We start from the raw sequence: 21,970 nt of genomic DNA, 5'->3' as shown, positions 1-21,970 counted from the left end.
TCCTGAAATGTGGTTGTCTTTTGTAGCAGTCAGCGTTGGCGCCGTGATCGGCGCCAACCTGCGTTGGGCCCTGGGTTTGTGGCTTAACACCACCTACCATGCCGTGCCTTACGGAACCCTGGTTGCCAATCTCAGCGGCGGCTGGCTGATCGGCTTGCTGATTGGCTACTTCAGCCATGGCAGCGCGCTCGCACCGGAATGGCGACTGTTTGCAATCACCGGCCTGTGTGGCGCATTGACCACTTTTTCCACCTTCTCGCTCGAGATGTTTGCCGTAATCCAGGAAGGCAAATGGGCGATGGCGATTACCGGCATCCTGGCGCACGTGATCGGCTCCATCCTCATGACAGCGTTGGGAATTTATACCTTCGGTCTGTTGAAGGGATGATGGGTACCACTACCTACATAAATTCTCGAAAATACCCTTGGCAAGCTTCTGATTCAGGAGTACAGTGAAGGGCGTAGGAAAGATTCAGCAAAGCATTTCATGAATAAGACGTACCTCCGCAGTTAGTAGTGACCGTCCTGTTTTTGATTCCGCGAGTTCTGTATTTCCGCAAAACGCCGACCTGACACCATGCAGGTGCGAGGCGGCAGATAATATGATTGATTTCAGGAAGTTTAAGTATGTCTACTACTACCGGTACTGTTAAGTTCTTCAACGAAGCAAAAGGCTTTGGCTTTATCACTCGTGAAGGCGGCCCGGACGTTTTTGTTCACTACAGCGCTATTCAGGGCAGCGGTTTCAAGACCCTGGCAGAAGGCCAGCAGGTTGAGTTCACCGTTACCCAGGGCCAGAAAGGTCCTCAGGCGGAGAACGTTGTTGCCCTGTAATCCCTGACGGATTCGGCAATAACCGCCAAAAAGGCAGCTTCGGCTGCCTTTTTTAATGTCTGAAAAAGGACATTGGGTCATGCCTCGCTTTTGTCATTATCCCTTCTTTGTGTAATCTTTACGGGCCTGCTGCTCGTTTAAGCGGAAGTCGAGATCTCCAGGAATCGTTACATGCTCCGAGTGCTAAAAGCTGCCTGGATCCTGTTCTGGGCCATACTGCTGACCCTGATTCTGTTTTTTCCGATTGTGATTGCCGCCCTGGTGGGAAAGCGGGGGGATGCAGCCTTCCATGGCACCCAGGTTTATGCCTGGATCATCCTGAAAGTCTGCGGTATTCGGCTCAGAGTGCGTGGCAAGGAAAACATTGAGCCGGGCCAGCGCTACGTGATTCTAAGCAATCATGCATCCTACTTTGATCCGCCCGCGCTGGTGCTTGCGCTCGGCCTGCAGTACCGATGGGTGATCAAGAAGGAGCTGCGCAAGGTACCCCTGTTCGGATTGGCCCTGGAAACTTCCCGCAACCTGTTTATCGACCGCTCCAAAGGCAGCGATGCATTGGAGAGCATCAAGCGTGGGGTTGGCCAGCTTCCGGATGGCACCAGCATACTGATCTTTCCGGAAGGTACCCGTTCGTGGGATGGCAAATTGCTGCCCTTCAAGAAAGGTGGCTTTGTTATTGCCCAGGACGGCCAGCTTCCGATCCTTCCGATCACCATCTGCGGATCTCACCAGCGTTTACCCAAGGGCTCTGCGGCATTCAGCAGCGGTGAGATTGAAATCGTCATCCATCCCCCGATGGCCTCCGGGGCGTTGCCGCTGGATGACCTTATGACGGACGTTCGCAACAGCATTGCGTCTTCCCTTTAAAAACCAAAACCCGGCGGTCAGGCCGGGTTCCGGTTTTCAGAGCCCACTGTGTTACCGAGCGAAAATCTCCTCATAGAAACGCATGGTGCCGTTCCAGGAGCGGTTCGCGGCTTCTTCGTCATAGCCAATCGGCATACCGAACTCCTCGGCGACCTTGTCAGCGCCGGGATTGGTAAATGAGTGCAGCACTCCCGGGAAACTGACCAGCGTGAGGTCGACTTCTGCGTCCTGCATCTCTTTTACCAGACCGGCGACCTGCTCTGAAGGAACCATCTTGTCGGCGCCACCGGTATATACCTGAACCCTGGCTGTCACGGTTCCAGCTTCCGCGGTGATTGGACTTCCAAGGGCGCCGTGGTAGCTGACGACGCCGTCCAGGTCCACGCCCATACGGGCCATGTTCAGGACCACCGCCCCGCCAAAGCAGTAGCCTTGTGCGGCAATGCGGGAAGCATCAACGCTTTCATGATTCTGCAGGATTTCCATCGCCTTCAGGAAACGCGCCTTTACCTGGTCTATATCCTTGGTCGCTTCCTGCATGAACTTCTGGGCGGTATCGGGATGGTCTGCCAGCTTGCCGGAGCCATACATATCCAGGGCAAACGCCGTGTAGCCAGATGCTGCAAGCCGCTCTGCCTGGTCCCGGGCGAATTCATTGTGGCCCCACCACTCGTGAACCACCAGAACGCCCGGACGCTTCTCCTCGAACTCGTCATCCCAGGCCATGTAGCCGGTGAAGGTGGTCTCACCGATCTTGTATTCGACGGTCTTGGTTTGCATTTCTGCCAGTACCTGCGTGCTTGCCAGAGTAAGTGAGAGGGTTGCCACTGCCGCTGTTGCTTTCAGGGTTCTCATAATCAGTCCTGCTCCTTTTGGGTCGGATTGTCTTTTTGTCCGGAGATCTACGCCCGGAACGGGTAAACCGATGCAATCAGTTGCCAACCCAGTATAGGACCTTTTGACTACACTACATTCAGACACTGGTGAATCCCGATTGTTTTGGAGGTTGTGTATGAAAATCGGCGTGCCGAGGGAGATCAAGAACCGCGAATACCGTGTAGGCATGACGCCGGCGGCCGTTCACGAGCTGTGTGGCCACAATCATGAGGTGTTTGTGGAAACCGGGGCAGGCGTTGCCATCGGGTTTTCCGATGACGATTATCGTCAGGCGGGGGCCAGTATTGTTGATACCGCGAGGGAGGTTTTCGACACTGCCGAGCTGATCGTCAAGGTCAAGGAGCCACAGGCCGAGGAACGGGCGCTGCTGAAACCGGAACACACACTCTTCACCTATCTGCATCTCGCTCCGGACAAAGCCCAGACCGATGACCTGGTGCAGTCTGGCGCCACCTGTATAGCCTACGAAACGGTCACCGACCGTGCGGGCCATTTGCCCCTGTTGGCGCCGATGTCGGAAGTGGCGGGGCGTATGTCGATTCAGGCAGGCGCCCATTGTCTTGAGAAGGCCATGGGTGGGCGAGGCGTCCTCCTGGGCGGTGTGCCCGGTGTCAGCCCCGCTCGGGTCGCGGTGATTGGCGGTGGTGTTGTTGGCCAGAATGCCGTTGCCATGGCGGTGGGTCTCGGCGCGCAGGTGACGGTGCTGGACCGGAATATGGATGTGCTCCGACAACTGGACCACCTGTATGGCAACCGCATCACCACACTGTTTTCCACGGCCCAGACTCTTGATCAGGCCGTAACGGAATCGGATCTGGTCGTTGGCAGTGTGCTCATTCCCGGCGCTTCTGCGCCCAAGCTGATTACCCGTGACATGATCCGTCGCATGCCGGAGGGTAGCGTTATCGTGGATGTCGCCATTGATCAGGGCGGCTGTACTGAAACCTCGCGGGCAACCACCCACGACGATCCCACGTATATTGTCGACGGTGTGGTACATTACTGCGTGGCGAACATGCCGGGTGCCGTCGCGCGCACGTCCACACTGGCGCTGAATAACGTCACCTTGCCCTTTGTGGCAGCCCTGGCTAACAAGGGCCCGGACCGGGCGATGAAGGAAGATCCGCATCTCAGGGCCGGGCTGAACGTGGCCGCTGGCAAGGTGACTTACAGGGAAGTGGCAGAGGCGACCGGGCACCCATACACAAACCCTGAATCCCTGTTGGGATCCTGAGTGTGAAACCCTCGGAGAAACCATGAAACTGATCGGATCCACTACTTCACCCTACGTTCGGCGCATTCGTATCCTGCTGGATGAAGAGCCCTATGAATTCGTCAATCTCAATATCTATGGTGAAGGTCGGGATGAACTGCGGCGCAACAATCCGACACTGAAAATTCCGGTGCTCGAAGACGGCGGTCAGGAAATCTATGATTCCCGGATTATCGCCCGTTACATCAGTGCCAGGCAGGGCCGTGATCCGCTGACCTGGGACCAGGAAAACCAGCTGACCATGATTGACGGCGCCAATGATTCTGCGGTCACCATGCTGCTTTCGGAAAAATCCGGTATCGACACTGGCGCGGATCTGATGTTCTACAACCTCCAGCGTGAGAGGATCATGACCACCTTGCGTACGCTGGCGGCGATGGTGGAGGACGGTCAGTTCGAAACCTGGAATTACCCCGCTATCTGTCTTTACTGCCTGGTGGACTGGCTCGACTTCAGGGACCTGGTGGACTTCTCGGGCGTGGAAAGCCTGTTGTCCTACCGTGACAGCCACAGGGATTACCCCTGGGTTGCAGAAACTGATCCCCGCAACGCCTGATTTCAGGCGGCCGGCCACTGCCGGCCGCCTCTCAGCCCCTATCAGGGCATTTTTTGAGCACTCTGCCTTTCCCATCCGCCATTCTTGACTATAGTTAAGAGTAAGGAGTGGTTGCTGATCTGACAGTTTCCGCATCCCGTATTTCACAATACCAACAACAGCGAAGAAGGGGGTTGTCCATGCTCCTGTCACATGCGTTCGGTCTCTTCACCCATCCTGATGAAGAGTGGGCTTCCATACGAAAAGAACATGAAACACCGCGCCGGGTCTACGTGGCCTATGTCCTGATTCTTGCGGCCATTGCACCGGTTTGCGCCTACATTTCGACGGCCTATTTTGGCTGGACTGTCGGCAATGAGCGGCTGATCAAGTTAACCGAGATCAGTGCGATGCAGCTCAGTGTGCTCACCTATCTGGCGATGCTGGTCGGCGTTTTCGCACTCGGCTATGCCATTAACTGGATGGCGAAAACCTACGGCGCCAAGGAGGAACACGTGCCCTCCAACGGCATTGCTCTGGCAGCGTACTCCTGCACGCCCCTGTTCCTGGCAGGTTTTGCGCTGCTGTATCCGGTGCCCTGGTTCAACGCTATCGTTTTCCTGGTTGCGGCCTGTTACGGGGCTTACCTCATGTACGACGGTCTGCCGATTGTCATGGGTATCGAGAAAGAACGGGCCGTCATGTACGCCGGTGCGTTGTTGACTGTTGCCCTGGTGATTCTGGTTTCGACACGGGTCGGCTCAGTCATCCTCTGGAACTTTGGCGTAGGGCCGGTATTCGTCAGCGGATAGGCCCGATCTGAACGGAATGCCAAGGGGGAGCCTCGAGCTCCCCTTTTTTATGAATTCTGGCAGTTAGCGCAGGCCTGTCGTGATTTGCCATCCCCCTGTCGCAATTTGGCAATGCGTTCTTAACGAAGCCCGACTAGGTTCTTCAGTTGGAGTAGTACCGGCAAGGATCGCAGGATGCCGGGCTATGAAGGATGAATGCAGGGGAAGACATAACAATGAAACGATTGACACGACGGGATTTTCTGAAGGCATCAGCCATGGGTATGGGGGCCGTGGTGGTCTCTACCGGCCTGGCAGGCTGTGTGCTGGACAGCTCGGATGAGCGCACAATCACCTTCACTCACGGTGTGGCCAGTGGCGATCCGCTTGCTGACGGTGTCATGCTCTGGACCCGGGCAGCGCCTGCGAATGGCGGCGCCCCGGTGGGCGTGGCCTGGGAGGTGTCCACGGACGAGGATTTCGAGAACCTGGTGCATTCGGGTACAGCGGAGGCTGCTGCAGCCCATGATTTCACCGTCAAGGTGGATGTGCGCGGTCTTGTGCCCGGGCAAACCTACTATTATCGCTTCCAGACGACCGATCGTCAGTCACCGGTGGGCGTAACCCGGACATTGCCGGAGGGCAGTATCGACTCGGTGCGTCTGGCCGTGGTGTCCTGTTCGAATTACCCGGCCGGTTACTTCAACGTTTACCGGGAAATCAGTAAACAGACTGATCTGGATGCCGTGGTGCATCTGGGCGATTACATCTACGAATACAGCTCTGACAGCAGCAGCTATGCGGCTCAGGATGCCCAGGACCTGGGCCGGACCTTCCCCGAGAACAACAACCTTGAGCTGATTGAACTGGCGGATTATCGCAGGCGTTACGCTGCGTACCGGTCAGACCCGGATCTTCAGTCTCTCCATGCCAGAGTGCCGTTTATCGTGGTGTGGGACGACCATGAAGTGGCCAACGACACCTGGGAGGAGGGCGCCGAAAACCATAATGACGGAGAAGGGGATTTCACCGAACGCAAACTCAATGCCCTCAAGGCCTATTTCGAGTGGATGCCGATCCGGCCGGTGATCGAAGGCAGCGACGAAGCTATCTTCCGGACCTTCCGGTTCGGCAATCTGGTGGATCTTCACATGCTGGATACCCGCATCATCGGGCGCGACCAGCAACTGGACTATATGGACTACTTCACAGGCGAAGGCCTGGATGCGGCTCGTTTTACTGCGGATGTCGGCAGTCAGAACCGCACCCTGCTGGGCGCGGAGCAGTTGCTGTGGCTGCAGTCTTCCCTGAACTATTCCACGGCCACGTGGCAGGTGTTGGGGCAACAGGTACTGATGGGCCGTATGAATCTGCCCGCGGAACTGCTGGTAGCAATTGCTACCGAGCAGTTTGAAGGCTTGCCACAAAACCTGGCCGAACTGGCGCAGCTCAAAGGTCGCGCCCTTCAGGGGGATCCGTCTCTGACGCAAGAGGAATTGGCTCGCATCAACACCGTTGCCCCCTACAATCTGGACGCCTGGGATGGTTACCAATATGAGCGGGAGGTGGTTCTGGGGACCGCCAAGGCGCTGAACAAGAATCTGGTCGTGCTGGCCGGAGATACCCACAATGCCTGGGCCAACAATCTGAAGGACATCAATGGGGACCAGATTGGCGTGGAATTCGCCACGGCCTCGGTGACATCACCCGGTCTGGAGGAGTACCTGGGCATTCCGGATGAGATGATTCAGGGTGCGGAACAGGCGATCAGTCTGCTGGTCGATGATCTGGATTACCTGAATGTGAATCAGCGGGGATACATGCTGGTTACCTTCACTCCGGAAGAAGCAAAAGCGGACTGGTACTTCGTGGACACCATCAAGTCCCGGGAGTACCAGATCGATGCGGGCCGAACAGCTTCTCGACGGGTATTGGCGGGTCAGGGCGTACTCATGTCAGACCCCGTGTAATAACGGCCGGGTCGCCCCGGCCCTCAACCGCTGCCAACTCGGCGCTGGACAGCCACTCCCCCGGTGGCTTGTCCATAACACCCGCGCAGGCAGCCAGGGCATGGCCCCAGGAGCAGCCGTTGGCAAACAGCATGCCGGCCTCGTTCAGTGTGCCCCCGCGGTTGATGTAGCCCAGAACCCGGGATTGGGACGGGTCAGGGAACAACGGGTAGAGGTGGCCCCGGAACACCTCAGGGCGCATGTGAGTCAGGGCTACCCGCCGGTGAATGCGATGGGGGAACAGGCGCTCCCTCTCGAATTCCGACAGGCATACCTCTGCTTCCATCGTGTCCCTTGGCTGGCGGAACCTGCCCGGCTCCTGGATATAGACCAGCCGGAATGGGGTGCCGGTTTCACGCAATCGTTCACACGCCCGGATGGCCTCGGACAACTGATAGGCACCATTGGCCATGAGCAGCAACGGTTCGCCACCGCCTGTATCCTCATCCACCACCAGGGCACCGTGTCTGGCCAGCAGTTCGGATTCCCGTCTGTCAAACACACAGGGGCGTTCACGTTTCGGGATGACCATGCACGTGATCCTGCCTCTTTCACTGAACACCGAGGGCAGCGTCGCCAGGGTGCTGTTGTAGTCTGCCGGAAACAGGACCCGGGACACGTCATTCATCTCCGCGAGCATGCTCTCGCAGAAGGTGGTGTCCTGGTGGGATTGCTCGTTCTTTCCGTTTTCCCAGGTATGTGAGGTGGCAATAACCGGCAGTCCGAGCCAGCGTGCCGGTCGACCCACTTCCTTCTGGTGCCGGGCAAAGATCAGCTCCTGGCGGATGGCGCCCAGCATCTTCACGCAGAACGCCTCATAGCTGGCCACCAGGTTCACGCCCGCCTTGTTGGCCAGACAAGCCGATACCACGGCTTCTTCGTTCAGGGCCGTGATGATCTTGCCATGAACCGATTCCTGATCGTTCTCGGGTTCGTTTACCCGGTGTTTCAGATCTTCAAGGACACCCTCAAGCCGGTTGCTTGCCAGTTCGTCCGGATTACCCACTCGCGCCCTGAGCCCCGGGTTGTTAGCCACCAAAGCCCGGAAAAAATCATCCACGGCCTTCATGGGCGAGGTGTGGACGGGATTGGCCGGCAGTCTCGGGATCACGGGATCCGGTGGATTGCGCACTGCGAGGGCATGGTCCCGTTCCGGAGCACGTGATTGCCCGGCGTGCTGGTTCAGCTGAGCAATACAGCTGAGCAGTTCGTCAGGAGCCACCCACAATCTGGCTGCATGTTCGTTAAACAGCTCTCTGGCCCGGGCGTCCATGCGCGGGTTGCCGGGCAACGGCAGGTTGTGCGCAGCGTTGCTGCTGGCACCATAAAACCCGTAACCCTTGTTGGTTTCCGCTATGCCATAGGGCACCCGCACGGGATAGCTGCTTTCGCCCCTCAGAGCGGCCTCGCCATTGGTAGCCAGTGCCTGTTCCATCTCATACAGGGCACAGACAAACGCGGCAGGATCCCGGCCATCGAAACGGAAGGGCACGAAGCCCCGGTGCTCAAGATGTGCTTCAAAACGTTCGAGGCCTTCGCGGGTACCCAGTTCGGTGCGCTGTTCGATGCGCCGGCCGTTGGCAATCATGACCGGCATCACGGCGCCACAGTCCTCGGCGCGCCACCAGCGGGGGATCCAGTCACTACCGCGCTGTTCCTCGGCAGCGCCGTCCGACAGGAAGGCCACCAGGGACTCTCCCGGCAAGGGCATGTGGGCATACTGGAGTTCGGCAAAACCCAGGTAACCACCTTCGAGAATGCCACCCGCGGTGTGCGGATTGACATGGCTGCCAAGAGGGGCTGCCATGCTGCCATCCGGCTTCTGCCGGTAGCTGTAGAAATCGGCCACCAGGGTGGAAAGCCCGTCGGGCCCGCGATAACGTTCTGCCTGTTCCGGATGCAGGTTTCCGGTGAGGACATTCAGGGCATCCACCGCGGCCACGCAATGTCCCTGGCCCATCAACCAGCTCCGCGTCCGTCCGGTCAGGTTGTTCAGGGCGAGATAGCCGGCATAGGCCGGTACCATATTCAGTGCACCGCCAGTGTGGCCTTCCGGATTGGTTTTGAAGTCCTGGGGTGCCAGGGGTTGACCGGAGACATCGACCCGGCGGGCATAGGTCATATGCACCACCAGCCACAGCCCGGCACTGGTCAGCCGGTCCAGATCGCCAAGCCTGCGATAAACGGTGGCGGCGTCCGGCTGGTGGCCGGCGACAACCAGATGCTCTGCCAGCAACCTGACCTGATGTCGCGTGGTTTCGTTGTGCTCGATGACGCCATAGCCATCGCACCAGCGCCGGTAATCCGGGCAGTCGGTAGCGGTGTGATCCGCCGGTGCTGAGTGAATTGGCGATGGCATGAGATGCCTCCATGGCGTCAGTATGTCAGTGGATTTTAAAACCACCGCTGTTAACTGCCATTGATGCAGGTCAGTCGAAACTGCATCTTTCTGCGGGCAGGCTTGCTCGCCCGCCCGTTGCCGAATGCGATGGTTTCTGAGAGTCTGGTCGGACAAGGCATCTGAAAAGGAGACTCCCATGACGCAAGACAAGAACCAGGACAAGCGCCGTAAATATTCGGCTCCGGTGGTTGATGGCATTGGCAAATCCGCCAGCCGCGCCATGCTTCGGGCCGTCGGGTTTACCGATGAGGATTTCAAAAAGCCCCAGATCGGTATTGCGTCTACGTGGAGTAACCTTACGCCCTGCAACATGCACATCAATCAGCTGGCGGAAGAGTCTGCTGCCGGCGCCGATGAGGCAGGCGGCAAGTCGCTGATCTTCAATACCATCACGATATCGGACGGCATTGCCAATGGTACCGAGGGTATGAAGTATTCCCTGGTGTCCCGGGAGGTGATTGCCGATTCCATCGAGACGGTGGCAGGTTGCGAGGGCTTCGATGGCCTGGTGGCTATCGGTGGCTGTGACAAGAATATGCCCGGTTGCATGATGGGGTTGGCGCGCCTGAACCGGCCATCGGTGTTTGTCTACGGCGGCACGATCATGCCCGGCGAGAACCATACCGATATCATCTCCGTGTTTGAGGCCGTGGGTGCCCATGCCCGGGGCGACCTGGATCTGATCGAGGTCAAGCAGATCGAGGAAACCGCGATACCGGGGCCAGGCTCCTGTGGTGGCATGTACACCGCCAACACCATGGCATCGGCCATCGAGGCCATGGGCATGAGCCTGCCAGGAAGCTCCGCGCAGAATGCCGTATCAGATACAAAGGCGGCGGATTGTCGTGGTGCCGGTGCCGCAGTGCTGAATCTGCTGGAGAAAGACATCAAACCCAGCGACATCATGACCCGCAAAGCCTTCGAAAACGCCATCACCGTGGTGATTGCCCTGGGCGGTTCCACCAATGCGGTACTGCACCTGCTGGCCATGGCCAGTACGATCGGTGTGGATCTGGAACTGGAGGATTTTGTCGAGATTGGCAAGCGGGTGCCGGTGCTGGCGGATCTTCGCCCGAGTGGCCACTACATGATGTCGGAGCTGGTGGCCATTGGCGGCATTCAGCCGCTTATGAAGATGCTGCTCGATCATGGGCTGCTGCATGGGGACTGCCTGACTGTAACCGGCCAGACCATTGCGGAAAACCTGGCCGACGTGGCGCCCTATCCGGAGGGACAGGACATCATTCATGCCTTTGATAATCCGATCAAGGCGGACAGCCATTTACGTATCCTGTTCGGAAACCTGGCGCCAACCGGGGCAGTGGCGAAGATTACCGGCAAGGAAGGTACTCACTTTACCGGCCGTGCCCGGGTATTCCATTCGGAAGAAGAGGCCCAGGAGCGGATTCTCGACGGCACGGTGGTGGCCGGCGATGTGTTGGTTATCCGTTATGAGGGCCCCAAAGGTGGACCGGGCATGCGGGAGATGCTGAGCCCAACCTCCGCCATCATGGGCAAGGGCCTGGGTAGCGACGTGGCGTTGATAACCGATGGCCGTTTCTCCGGCGGCAGCCATGGCTTTGTGGTTGGTCATATCACGCCGGAAGCGGCTGAAGGCGGTCCCATCGCACTGGTTGAGGATGGCGACACCGTTACCATTGATGCCGTCAGCAACCGGATTGAGCTGGGCGTCTCCGGTGAAGAGCTGGAACGCCGGCGCCAGGCCTGGCAGGCGCCGCCTCCGCGATTTACTCGAGGCACACTGGCGAAGTATTCGCGAACAGTAAGTTCGGCCTCAAAAGGGGCGGTGACCGATCTGCCGTGATATAACTGGAGCTCAGCTCTTCAACGGTTCTGGCTTACCCCAGTAGTATCCCTGGCCGTAAAGGCCGGGGAACTGCTGCAGCCAGGCGGCGATAGCTTCCTCCTCCACGCCTTCGATTACGACATCCAGCTCCAGGGCCTCACCCAGGTCCAGCGCCGCCCGGAATATTCGTTGTCGGGCCGGTTGGGTGAGTATGCCACTGAGAAAGCTACGATCGATTTTCAACTCGTCCAGCTCGAATGTGGCAAGGGTTCCCAGCGAAGAGTGTCCCGTCCCAAAATCATCGACGGCACTTCTGAACCCGCTGTGGCTGAGGGTCCGAATGACTTCCTGTGCCAGGACTGTGTCGGCCATCATCGCTGTTTCGGTAATCTCCAGAATCAGGTCGGAGGGGTGTGCTCTATGGTGCTGAACAATCCCCTTCACCTTTTCAAGAAAGTCCGGATAGGTGAGATCGTTTGCAGAAATATTGACCGCAACTGCAATGTGGTCTCCGTGGCGAGACTTCAGGGCGCTCATATCTTCACAGACACGGTCGACCACCCAGAGCGTAACATGGTGAATCATCCCGACCTGTTCGGCTAACGGGATCCATCGATCCGGGGCAACTGTCCCGAAATCCGGATGTTGCCAGCGGATCAGGGCTTCCAATGACGCGATACTTGCATCCTCTATACGCACTGTCGGTTGGTATTCCAGCCATATGCAGCCGTTGCCCAGCGCCTCTTCGATATCCAGCATCAGCATTTGCTGCTGGTACTGCAAGTCTGCGATAGCCGGGTCGTAAACCGTCAGGGACTGATGCGTGTTCAGGGCAGCAAAGCCGGCAGATGACAGGATTGCTGACGCGTCGACTCCATGTTCCGGCGCATGAGCAATACCCACGGAAGGGCTCCAGGATAGCGAAAATCGGCCCTCGCGGAAGTTCTCTCCCAACCAGTTCACGATGGTTTTCAGTTTTTCCGTATCAGTGCCTGCAGTATCGCTCTGGTAAAAGGCGAAGGCATGGTTGCTGGTATCAATGCTGGCAAGCGCATAGCCGTCAACCATGATCAGCCGATCCCCCATGATCCGTTTGAGAAATCCGTCCAGCTCCCACAGATAGCTTCTGAGCAGATCCTCTGCCGTCCGATAGCCAAGCGCCTGCTCGATTTCGTTAAAGCGGGTCAATTGAATCATGGCGACGGTGTAGGGCCGCTGTTGGCTATCAAACTGGTCCAATGACTCCTCGAGCATGGCCCGATTGGGTTTGCCGGTTACGCTATGGGTTTTGAGGAGTTTTTTATAATTCTGCTCAACGTGAGATCGCAGCTTTCGTTCCTGACGGGCGCGAATATCGGAATTCAGCCTTTTTTTACGCTCTTCCAGTATTTGACGGCCAATGCCACTGGTTAGAATGAGAGACGCGGCCGCCGCGCCGATAAAGAATGCCGAGTCGGTAAAACTGTTCACCGGGACCCAGCCGACAGTCCGGGCTGCCGATATCACTGTGCCCAGGAGAATACAGAGCAGTGATAGAGCAAAGTAGCGGGCATACACCTCGTGCCGGGCCTGTTTGAGAGCCAGGGCCAGAATCATTGAACCACCGGTCAGCGCCAGTATCAGGAAGGAGTCCTGCCCGAGCAACGATAGCTGCAATGGCATGGCCAGCAGGTGCAACAGGCCGAGCACACTCGTCGCATTCAGTAGCAGCCTCGGGAGTCTAGAGACCTGGATGAAGTTTGGCGTGATTTGGCAAAGTGAGATGAGGCAAAGACACAAGCTGATGTTCAGTAGTGCGTTTACTTCCGGTAAGTTTGGCCAGATTAACCAGAGTCCAAAGCCCTCCATGACCAGCTGCACGTGAATAACGGATAGCGTGAGAACGCCCAGCCAGGCCAGTCCCGGAAGCCTGAACTTCATCATGAAACTGAGGCTCAGCAACAATGCAAAGACGAGGAGGCCGGTAATGAATGCCTTCCAGGCCATGGTGCCTGCGATGCTGCTCACGACGTTGTTCGGTTCCATAATGGTAATGGGCAGCAACGTGGGGCCTGTATTCTGAACCTCGAACAGGAGTGTGGACGTGCCCGTTGGTAATGAAACTGGCCAGATCCATGGTGGTAGCGAGACCACCCGGTTACCGAACGGGTAGATGTCTCCCATTTCGCGAAGCCTCTGGAAAACGCCGTTTTCATCGAGAATGGCGGGCCTGAGCCGGTCGATGTAAGGTGCGGATACCAGTGCCCACTGTTCGACGCCTGCGGTTCCGGGGTTTTCCACGGTCACCTTGAAGGTGACGGGGCCGTCGTAGTAGCCAATGCCGGAGTTCTCTGAAGGGGCTGCTTGCCAGTTTTGCCGGCGCCAGTTTTCGTTGTCTATTACTTGCTCCAGAGGTGCAACCAGATAGTCGATCTGCACAATGCGAGGGGACTGAGGTGCTGAGGCGGGAGCGTCAACATGCGGCAGCGGCGAAAGCGGGTTTGCAGGTTGATGGAGCAAGGCTGCCAGAAGGCCGTAGGCCATAGCAGCGAAAAGAAACAGAAAGGGCAGCCAGCGTCGGAATGGTGTCAGCCCTGACTGGGCTCGGAGTTCTGACAGCACGGCCTTTTCAGTCTGTTGTGTGCCGTCGTCCATATGAAGTGCAATTCCCGCTGAGTGGTGTTTTCTAACTCAATGAATCAGGCAGAATTTTAATGGATTCTAAACGCACGTGCATTCGCTGTGTGAAATTGGCGCAAGAAACTTTTCACCTGATCAAACAAGGTATTCGCTGTTATAGTTAGACCTGACTGCCATATCTGTAGAAGTCTGTTTCCGGACCGGTAGTGTTACGCATGAATAAATCACAGGATCTGTACAAATGAGACTTGCCGGCTTTTCTCCTATCGTGATCTTGATGCTGCTCTGGCTGCCCGGGGTGCTTGTGGCACATCAAACGGGGGGCGAATCCCAGGAGCGGGAGGCGGAAACAGAAAATGGCCCCAGGCTCGCTTCGGTGAATGCGGCGGTCGCGGTGGCCGGCGATAACGAACTCATTTTCGGCAAGAATGCGGACCGATCCGTACCCATTGCCTCGGTCACCAAGGTCATGACCGCCCTGGTTGTCCTGGAATCCGGAGAGCCGCTGGATGAGTGGCTGGTTTTCCGGGAGCGGCACACGCCCGCCGCCGCGAATGCTTACAGTCGGATCCGTATCGACTCGGAGATGCGTCGTAAAGATGTATTGCGCATAGCACTGATGTCCTCTGAAAATTTTGCCGCCTACACCCTGGCCCGCAGCCACCCCGGTGGATTCGATGCCTTTATCGAGGCGATGAACGCCAAGGCCTTGGCCCTGGGCATGACCGGCACCCGGTTTGTCGATCCGACCGGACTGTCGTCCGAGAATCTTTCAACCGCTGCGGACCTTGTGAAGCTGGTAAACGCCGCGGCTGAATATCCGGAAATCCGGGAATACTCCACCACCGGTTACTTCCGTGGCCAGTTCCGCCAGCCCCGTTACAGCCTGTCGTTTGGAAACACCAACGCCCTGGTTCATCGCGACAGCTGGGGTGTGGGATTGAGCAAGACTGGCTACCTCTCCGAGGCCGGGCGTTGTCTGGTCATGATCTCGAAGATGAACGGGAAAGAGGTTGTGACCGTTTTGCTGGATTCGTTGGGTACGCGCTCGCCCATGGGCGATGCCGGGCGCATCAAGCGCTGGCTCGATACCGGAGCCCGGGGTTCGGTGGCTGCGGCGGCCAGACGCTATGAACAGGAAAAGAATGCGGCCTATGCGACCGCAGGTAACAGCACGGTCAGTGTGAACTGATCCTGAAAGGAACTCCGCCATGATCCAGATCTTCACGACCGGTGGCACCATCGACAAGGTGTACTTCGATGCCAACAGCGAGTTCGAGGTGGGGCACAGCATGCTGCCGGAGCTGCTGTCGGAATCCAACATCCACGAGGGCTATCGCCTGCGGGAACTGCTGCGCAAGGACAGCCTGGAAATGACCGATGAGGACCGCCAACTGGTGCTGGCGGCGGCGACGGAATGTGACTGTGACCGGATCGTGATCACCCACGGCACTGATACCATGGCCGATACGGCCGCAGCGTTGGCCCGCCTCAAGGACAAGACCATTGTATTGACCGGCGCCATGCAGCCGGCCCGCATGCGTCGAACCGATGCCGTATTCAATATCGGGTTTGCCTGGGCCGCAGTGCAGTTGTTGCCACCGGGAGTCTATATCGCGATGAATGGCGAGGTGTTCGAGGCCGGAGCCGTGCGCAAGAACCTGAAGGCGCAGCGTTTCGAGCGCACCTGAATGTCACGCCAGGCTGTCTTTTTCCTCTGGGGTCAGTTCCCGGTATTCACCCGGTCCTAACGCTGTGTCCAGTTCAACCTTCCCGATCCTCAGTCGATGCAGCGCGTCGACGTGGTTGCCAACCGCTGCCAGCATACGCTTGACCTGATGGTAGCGCCCTTCCGAAATCGTGAGCTCGAAGATTCGTTCTTCCAGAACCTTTACCCCGGCCGGTCGCGTTGGCTTCGGGTCGTTGTGCAACTCCACCCCACGCTCCAGTTGTTGTGCCGCTGCGTCGGTCAGCGGTTCGCTCAGCGTTACCCGGTAGGTTTTGGGGCAATCGGTTCGTGGTGAGGTGACCCGATGGGACCACTTGCCATCAGTGGTCAGCAGCAGCAAGCCGGTGGTGTCTGCGTCCAGGCGGCCGGCGATGTGCAGGTTCCGGGTGATGTCTGAAGGCAACAGGTCGAGTGCCGTTGGGTGGTCACTGTCGGTTGTTGCGCTCACCACCCCTGCTGGCTTGTTCATCATCAGGTAGCGCTCTCCCGGCAGGTTCAGGAGTGTGCCGGACAATGCCACCCGTTCATGGCCCGCCAACCGGGTATTGGCGCCCTTACAGATCTGTTCATTGACGGTTACCTCACCTCGGCTAATAGCCCGTTTGGCGTCTTTTCGGGAGAGTTCGGTACTGGTGGCAATAAACTGGTCGAGTCGCATGCGATTCAACAGCGCTGTCCCGGTGCTGGCGAGCTCAGACTGGCTAGGCAAAGCACCGGGGTTTCTCCCGTCATCCGGGACCAGAGCAGCCCCAGGGCTTCGGTGTTCACATCGGGTCGGGGAGTCCGGAAGCTTGCCGTCGGGTCGATACCGCTGCCATTCCGGGTTGCCAGAACAAAGGTAAAGGGGTGCGCGCCGGGAATTCCCAGCCGGATGTCGGTGGCCATAATGCGGTCACCAACCTGGTCGTAATCCAGGAAGCCACGGGTGAACCATTCCAGGCGCTGGGCCTCGGGCAGATCCGACACTGCCTCCTGCAGATCCATGCGGCGCGGAAAATATTCAAGATTCAGAGGGGTATCGCCGTCCAGAAAGCCGGTAACAATCTCTACCCGCTGGTCACCCTGCAGAGCCGTGGCGCGCCACAACAGAGTGTTGAAAGGCATGGGTTGAACCAGCAGCTCGGGGTCGTCCAGCCCGGCTTCCGCGAGCGCGGGTTGCACCCTTTGGGTAATGACCTGTTGCGCAATCAGGCTCCAGCCAAGGTAGAGGGTGGAGACGGCCAGCCCCGCGATGACCGCCGATTTGGCAGGCGGCCGGGCCAGGAAAAACAGACAGCCGGCCAGCAGGGGCAGGGTATAGAGCGGGTCGATGATAAAAATGCTGCTGATGGCCACCGGAGGGCCGATGGGCCAGAACAGCTGGGTGCCGTAGGTGGTAAAGGAGTCCAGCAGTGGGTGCGTGATCAGGATCAGGCCAGTCAGCGCTAGCCATCGCTGGAAACTCAGTTGCGGTTTCCAGCGCCAGAGCAGCCAGGCAAGCACCACCGCCAGAGGGGCGAGAATGAAGAGAGAGTGGCTGAACCCCCGATGCTGGGTGAAGTTAGCCACCGCTGTTCCGTAGTCGATGACCACATCCAGATCCGGCAGGGTGCCCAGCACGGCGCCCGTCAGCAAAACCGAGCGGCCAAGGGTCTTGCCGGCTACGGCGCCGGCCAGGGAGGCGCCCAGGGCAGCCTGCGTTATGGAGTCCATATCAGATCAGTCTCGCGTCAAGAAAGGTACCTGCAGTAGTAGGCCCAAGGCTCTCCCGTGGATCACTGGCCTGCCGGTATTCCCAGCTGCGCCAGAACCGCTTCTCCCGGATAGCCATCGGCCACCAGGTTGTTAGCGGCCTGAAACTGCCGGATCGCAGACCTGGTTGCCGGGCCCATGATCCCATCGGGCTTGCCGGGCTCATAGCCCTTTTGCTGAAGGGCTTTCTGCAGGCTGATGATGTTGTCGCGGGACAGCGCTGGAGCATCCACGGGCGGAGGGTTCTGCAACTTGCCGGCACCGGCAATCCGGTCCGCCAGATGACCAACGGCTATGGCGTAGAACTCGGAGCGGTTCCAGCCCATGATCACGCGGAAGTTGTCATAGGCAAGGAAGGCCGGACCGCGGTGTCCTGCGGGTACCACCAGGGCGGCATCAATCGGTTCACGGGCCAGCGCATTGCCAAAGGCATCGGTGATCCCCATTTCTCGCCATTCTTTCAGTGGCAGGCGACGCCCATCTGCCAGGGAATAGTCGAAATTCTCTGGCAGCAGCACCTCACGACCCCAACGATAGTCGCCATTCCAGTTCATCGATTCCAGGAACCTGCCGGCCGACATCATGGCGTCCGGCAGGCTGTTCCAGAGATCCCTCCGGCCATCGCCGTCGGCATCCACCGCGTGTTTCAGGAAGACGGTGGGCATGAACTGGACATGGCCCATGGCGCCGGCCCAGGAGCCTTCCATCTGGTCGGCCGGAATGGCGCCCTCGTCGATAATGCGCAGGGCGGCGATCAGCTGCTCGGTGAAGAAGGTGCTGCGGCGCGGATCGCAGGCCAGTGTTGTCAGGGAGCTGGGCACCGGCATCTTGCCGAAATAGCTGCCAAAATTGGTTTCCAGGCCCCAGAAGGCTACCAGATAGGGCGCAGGCACGCCGGTTTCCCGCGTGACTCTGGCCAGAAGCTCCTGGTGTTCCTTCAGAAGCTCACGGCCTTTGCTGACCCGGGCGTCGTTCACGCGCCGGTTCAGGTAATCGGCAAATGTGGTGGTGAACTCCGGTTGACGCCGATCCAGCTCGATCACCCGGGCAAGGTGCCTGACCTCGGACATCACCTCGCTGGCGGTCTTGCTGCTGACGCCGGCAGTAATGGCCTGCTCCTGGAGCCGTGCTTTGCATTCAGCAAAGCCTGCCGGCTCGGAATAAGCGCCGTCCTGGGCGAGAACAGGCAGTGAGAGGAAAGAGAGAAAACCGGAAAACAACAAGCCGCTGGTCAGGCAGCCCTGGCGAAGAATCCTTGCAGGTCTGGTCAGCACACAAAACCTCTATCAGGCTGATGGTGGAATGATCCTGAGCCCATGTTAGCGCGTTTTCCAGCCGGAGAAACACTGTCCGGGGCCCGGTGGAGTGACAATTCTTTAACCTGCGGGTTCCCGGACTCTGTTGATTGTCGTCTTTTTGTTGCCGGCAGGTTTCTGGCGCGAGTCTTTGTTCTATAGTTGGACCATAGATTCGGGTTGTAGCTAGGGGAAGGTCTGAACCATGGCAATGCTGAAAGCGCTGGTCGTTGATGATGCCAGCTTTGTACGTGATCTGGTTAAACGAACCGTGCGCCAGCGTTTTCCGGTGATTGAGACAACCGATGCCCAGAATGGCCGTCGGGCCCAGTCGCTGATGTCGCGGACGGCGTTTGACCTGATCCTGTGCGATTGGGAGATGCCCGAAATGTCGGGACTGGAGTTGTTGCAGTGGATGCGCCAACAGCCGCAATACGAAAACGTCCCGTTTATCATGATCACCAGTCGCGGCGACAAGGATCACGTAATTGAAGCGGTCAAGGGGGGCGTTTCCGAATACCTGGGCAAGCCGTTCAGTCCCGATGGCTTGAGCAAAAAGATCATCAAGGTGATGGGCCGCAAACTGAAAGACGCCATGGATCGCAGTGGCAAGTCCATGGCCAGTCCGGCCGAAGCGTTCAAGGAGTCGGCTAATCTGCTCACCCGCAAGCCGGACACCGTGGCGGATAGCCAAGCTGCTGCATCTCCTTCGTCACCTGCGCAGGTAGTCCCTGCCGCAACGCCCAAACAGACCCCGTCCCGCGGTTCCATGAGCATGGCTTCGGTACGCTTTGCGGAAAGCACCCTGAAATCGGTGGTCAAGGATATCAACCTGACCGAGGTGCGGGTGATTGCCAAGCGGGATCAGGTGTTTCCGGGCATTCTCGATCAGGCGGTGGTCGATATCGAGACCGGCGAAGGCCAGATGGCCCGCCTCAATGGTTACGTGCACCAGTTGCAGGCGGTGGATAAACGCCAGGACACGGATTTTGTCAGCGTCACCATCCGTTTTGTCGATGAAGACCCGAAAAAGCTTGAGGACTTATCGAGGTTTGTCGCCCGTTTCCGTGCGGGTATGCGCTAGCCTTCCGCACTCTCCGGGATGCGTTCGACCAGTCGTTCCCGGGGGAAATGGCAGATAAATTCACTGCCCTCGCCAATCCGGCTGCGAATTTCCAGGTTGCCATCGTGGTTGAGCAATACGTGTTTGACGATTGCCAGGCCAAGGCCAGTGCCGCCGGTATCCTTATGGCGACTGGGATCGGCCCGGTAGAAGCGTTCCGTCAGGCGAGGTATGTGAACCGGATCAATGCCGATGCCGGTGTCCTTCACGGACAGGTGAGCGCCTTCCCGGTTTGTCGACCAGGATACGCTGATCTGGCCGTTTGCAGGCGTGTACTTCACGGCATTGAAAATCAGATTCGAAAACGCACTGCGTAGCTGGCTTTCATCGCCTTTGAGCAACCGGTGGTCGCCGATATGCACGGAAATCTCGTGCTGTTTTTCGCCACTGAGTGCCCGGGCGTCATGGCAGATCTGAGTCAGCAGTTGGTCCACGTCCGTGAGCGTGTCGTTCACCGTCTGTTCCCCGGTTTCGATCCGCGATAGCAGGATCAGGTCGGTTATCAGGGCTTCCATTCGGGATGACTGGGCGGCCATGGTGTTGATGGCGCGGCGCCACTTCGGGGGCAGGTCTTCAGCGTTGTCCACCAGGGTTTCCAGGTAACCGCTGATGACGGTCAAAGGCGTGCGCATCTCGTGGGAAACGTTACCGACGAAGTCCCGGCGCATCTGTTCGAGCTGGTACAGGCGGGTTACATCCTTGGCGACGATCAGGCGATCGTCATCACCGAACAGGCTGATCTGAATCTGCAGGTGGATGTGAGGCTTGGCCGGCGAATGTATTTCCAGGGGGTCCCGGTAATCCCGCGAATCGAAGTAGGTTTTGAACGCTGGCGTACGGATCAGATTATGGATGTACTGCCCCTGGTCGGTATTTCGCCTAAAGCCCAGCAGGTATTCCGCGGAGCCGTTCCACCATTCCATGGCTCCCCGGGAGTCAGTCATGATCACACCATCGCGCATGGCGTTGGTGGACTCCTGCACCCGGTTTATCTGGGCTCTCAACCGGTCCTGGGTTCTCAGGTGGGTCTGATGCAGTTTGTGGAGATTGTCGAAGATGTCGCCCCAGAGCCCGATACTCTGGGGTGCTTCGTCGGTGGCGCTGGGGTTGGTCAGCCACTGGTAAAGGCGCCGGGCCTGAAGCAGCGTCCACCACAGGTAGACAATCAGACCAAAGGTCAGGCCGTAGACAGGCTCTCCGAAGTAAAGGCCAACCAGGGTGGAGCCAATCAGGCCCCCGATAATGTAGCGCAGGTATCGCGACCAGTTGTGCTGCATCAAAAACTGCCTTGTGTCCGTTCCGGGGCCGATGCTCAGCTGGCCGGAGTTACTTACGCGGCTCTGGTCGAGAAACGATAGCCGGTTCCCCGTACCGTCTGGATCAGGTGGTCGTACTTGTCGCCAAGCGCCTTGCGGAGCCGGCGGATGTGAACATCAACTGTCCGTTCCTCAACATAGACGTTGCCACCCCAGACCTGGTCCAGAAGCTGGGAGCGAGTATATACCCGTTCCTGGTGGGTCATGAAGAACTGTAGCAGTCTGTATTCGGTGGGGCCCATGGTAAGGGCACCCTCCTGGGTGGTGACGCGATGACCGACCGGGTCCAGGGTCAGGCCTTCCACTTCAATCGGGCTGTCTACGCCCGGTGGCGTTGCACGACGCAGGACCGCTTTCAGACGGGCAACCAGTTCCCGAGGGCTGAAGGGTTTGGTGATGTAATCGTCGGCACCCACCTCCAGACCCTGGATCTTGTTGTCTTCCTCAACCTTGGCGGTGAGCATGATAATGGGAATATCGGCCGTCGCTTCCTCTTTCTTCAGGCGACGTGCCAGTTCCACGCCACTGGTGCCGGGTAGCATCCAGTCGAGGAGCACGAGATCCGGTTGTTTGTCGACAATCAGGGCATGGGCTTCCCGGGCATCCTCTGCCTCCAGATAGTCATAATCTGCCATTTCGAGGGCCACGGCGATCATCTCGCGAATCGGTGCCTCGTCATCGACGATCAGGACAGTTTTTCCATTCATGGGCGTTAACCTGTGTCAGACCTTGATTTGTTGCTG

Annotated in this window: 19 protein-coding genes; 11 read left to right on the top strand and 8 right to left on the bottom strand. The window is 58.3% G+C overall.

Features of this window, described 5'->3' with window-relative positions:
* Positions 1-7: 7 nt before the first annotated feature.
* From crcB to SIC15_RS18615, 3 genes are all read left to right on the top strand, one after another.
* Complete coding sequence (gene crcB, locus SIC15_RS18625; RefSeq protein ID WP_412536647.1) at positions 8-388, top strand: fluoride efflux transporter CrcB; 381 nt, start codon at positions 8-10, stop codon at positions 386-388.
* Between the two features lie 239 nt (positions 389-627).
* Positions 628-834: a cold-shock protein gene (locus tag SIC15_RS18620; RefSeq protein WP_008172950.1), complete on the top strand. Its 207-nt coding sequence runs from the start codon at positions 628-630 to the stop codon at positions 832-834.
* A gap of 171 nt (positions 835-1,005) precedes the next feature.
* On the top strand, positions 1,006-1,701 hold the full coding sequence (locus tag SIC15_RS18615) for a lysophospholipid acyltransferase family protein (RefSeq protein ID WP_136629868.1): 696 nt from the start codon (positions 1,006-1,008) through the stop codon (positions 1,699-1,701).
* Between the two features lie 51 nt (positions 1,702-1,752).
* Here the strand turns inward: SIC15_RS18615 and SIC15_RS18610 are convergent, their stop codons facing one another.
* Complete coding sequence (locus tag SIC15_RS18610; protein WP_412536646.1) at positions 1,753-2,556, bottom strand: dienelactone hydrolase family protein; 804 nt, start codon at positions 2,554-2,556, stop codon at positions 1,753-1,755.
* Positions 2,557-2,713: 157 nt separating this feature from the next.
* Between SIC15_RS18610 and ald the strand changes: the two genes are divergently transcribed.
* From ald to SIC15_RS18590, 4 genes are all read left to right on the top strand, one after another.
* The gene (ald, locus tag SIC15_RS18605) at positions 2,714-3,832 is read left to right on the top strand and encodes an alanine dehydrogenase (RefSeq protein ID WP_412536645.1); all 1,119 of its coding nucleotides are present in this window, start codon (positions 2,714-2,716) and stop codon (positions 3,830-3,832) included.
* 22 nt (positions 3,833-3,854) lie between these two features.
* Positions 3,855-4,427, top strand: a complete 573-nt coding sequence (locus SIC15_RS18600; RefSeq protein WP_069182164.1) for a glutathione S-transferase family protein — start codon at positions 3,855-3,857, stop codon at positions 4,425-4,427.
* Positions 4,428-4,606: 179 nt separating this feature from the next.
* Complete coding sequence (locus SIC15_RS18595) at positions 4,607-5,218, top strand: Yip1 family protein (protein ID WP_222465536.1); 612 nt, start codon at positions 4,607-4,609, stop codon at positions 5,216-5,218.
* A 215-nt stretch (positions 5,219-5,433) separates the two neighbouring features.
* Positions 5,434-7,167: an alkaline phosphatase D family protein gene (locus SIC15_RS18590; RefSeq protein ID WP_412536644.1), complete on the top strand. Its 1,734-nt coding sequence runs from the start codon at positions 5,434-5,436 to the stop codon at positions 7,165-7,167.
* On the opposite strand, the gene SIC15_RS18585 is transcribed toward SIC15_RS18590, so the two are convergent.
* Entirely contained in the window at positions 7,148-9,565 is a 2,418-nt protein-coding gene (locus SIC15_RS18585) for a xylulose 5-phosphate 3-epimerase (RefSeq protein WP_412536643.1), read from the bottom strand. The two genes, SIC15_RS18590 and SIC15_RS18585, sit on opposite strands and share 20 nt — an antisense overlap.
* A 178-nt stretch (positions 9,566-9,743) precedes the next feature.
* Between SIC15_RS18585 and ilvD the strand changes: the two genes are divergently transcribed.
* The gene (ilvD, locus tag SIC15_RS18580) at positions 9,744-11,432 is read left to right on the top strand and encodes a dihydroxy-acid dehydratase (protein ID WP_412536642.1); all 1,689 of its coding nucleotides are present in this window, start codon (positions 9,744-9,746) and stop codon (positions 11,430-11,432) included.
* A 12-nt stretch (positions 11,433-11,444) separates the two neighbouring features.
* Here ilvD and SIC15_RS18575 read toward each other — a convergent pair whose 3' ends face one another.
* A complete protein-coding gene (locus tag SIC15_RS18575; RefSeq protein ID WP_412536641.1) occupies positions 11,445-14,048 on the bottom strand; it encodes an EAL domain-containing protein in 2,604 nt (867 codons plus the stop codon).
* 226 nt (positions 14,049-14,274) lie between these two features.
* On the opposite strand from SIC15_RS18575, the gene pbpG reads away from it, so the two are divergent.
* Positions 14,275-15,225: a D-alanyl-D-alanine endopeptidase gene (gene pbpG, locus SIC15_RS18570; protein ID WP_083231727.1), complete on the top strand. Its 951-nt coding sequence runs from the start codon at positions 14,275-14,277 to the stop codon at positions 15,223-15,225.
* A 19-nt stretch (positions 15,226-15,244) separates the two neighbouring features.
* A complete protein-coding gene (locus SIC15_RS18565) occupies positions 15,245-15,724 on the top strand; it encodes an asparaginase domain-containing protein (protein ID WP_412536640.1) in 480 nt (159 codons plus the stop codon).
* 3 nt (positions 15,725-15,727) lie between these two features.
* On the opposite strand, the gene SIC15_RS18560 is transcribed toward SIC15_RS18565, so the two are convergent.
* From SIC15_RS18560 to SIC15_RS18550, 3 genes are all read right to left on the bottom strand, one after another.
* Positions 15,728-16,420 carry a pseudouridine synthase gene (locus SIC15_RS18560; protein WP_412537633.1) on the bottom strand — a complete coding sequence of 231 codons (693 nt, stop codon included), beginning with the start codon at positions 16,418-16,420 and terminating at the stop codon, positions 15,728-15,730.
* A 5-nt stretch (positions 16,421-16,425) separates the two neighbouring features.
* Positions 16,426-17,454, bottom strand: a complete 1,029-nt coding sequence (locus SIC15_RS18555; RefSeq protein WP_069182157.1) for a metal-dependent hydrolase — start codon at positions 17,452-17,454, stop codon at positions 16,426-16,428.
* A gap of 62 nt (positions 17,455-17,516) precedes the next feature.
* Positions 17,517-18,767, bottom strand: a complete 1,251-nt coding sequence (locus SIC15_RS18550) for a lytic murein transglycosylase (protein ID WP_069182156.1) — start codon at positions 18,765-18,767, stop codon at positions 17,517-17,519.
* A gap of 226 nt (positions 18,768-18,993) precedes the next feature.
* Here SIC15_RS18550 and SIC15_RS18545 point away from each other — a divergent pair, with 226 nt between their 5' ends.
* Positions 18,994-19,872: a response regulator gene (locus SIC15_RS18545; RefSeq protein ID WP_412536639.1), complete on the top strand. Its 879-nt coding sequence runs from the start codon at positions 18,994-18,996 to the stop codon at positions 19,870-19,872.
* Here SIC15_RS18545 and phoR read toward each other — a convergent pair.
* Positions 19,869-21,188, bottom strand: a complete 1,320-nt coding sequence (gene phoR, locus SIC15_RS18540; RefSeq protein WP_069182154.1) for a phosphate regulon sensor histidine kinase PhoR — start codon at positions 21,186-21,188, stop codon at positions 19,869-19,871. The two genes, SIC15_RS18545 and phoR, sit on opposite strands and share 4 nt — an antisense overlap.
* A gap of 53 nt (positions 21,189-21,241) precedes the next feature.
* Complete coding sequence (gene phoB, locus SIC15_RS18535; RefSeq protein WP_069182153.1) at positions 21,242-21,934, bottom strand: phosphate regulon transcriptional regulator PhoB; 693 nt, start codon at positions 21,932-21,934, stop codon at positions 21,242-21,244.
* Positions 21,935-21,970: the final 36 nt, after the last annotated feature.

This window comes from Marinobacter sp. MIT932201, from assembly GCF_047123295.1.
Classification (GTDB): Bacteria; Pseudomonadota; Gammaproteobacteria; order Pseudomonadales; family Oleiphilaceae; genus Marinobacter; species Marinobacter salsuginis.
The sequence above is the reverse complement of the archived record's forward strand: the minus strand, read 5'-3'. Positions and strand labels throughout refer to the sequence as shown.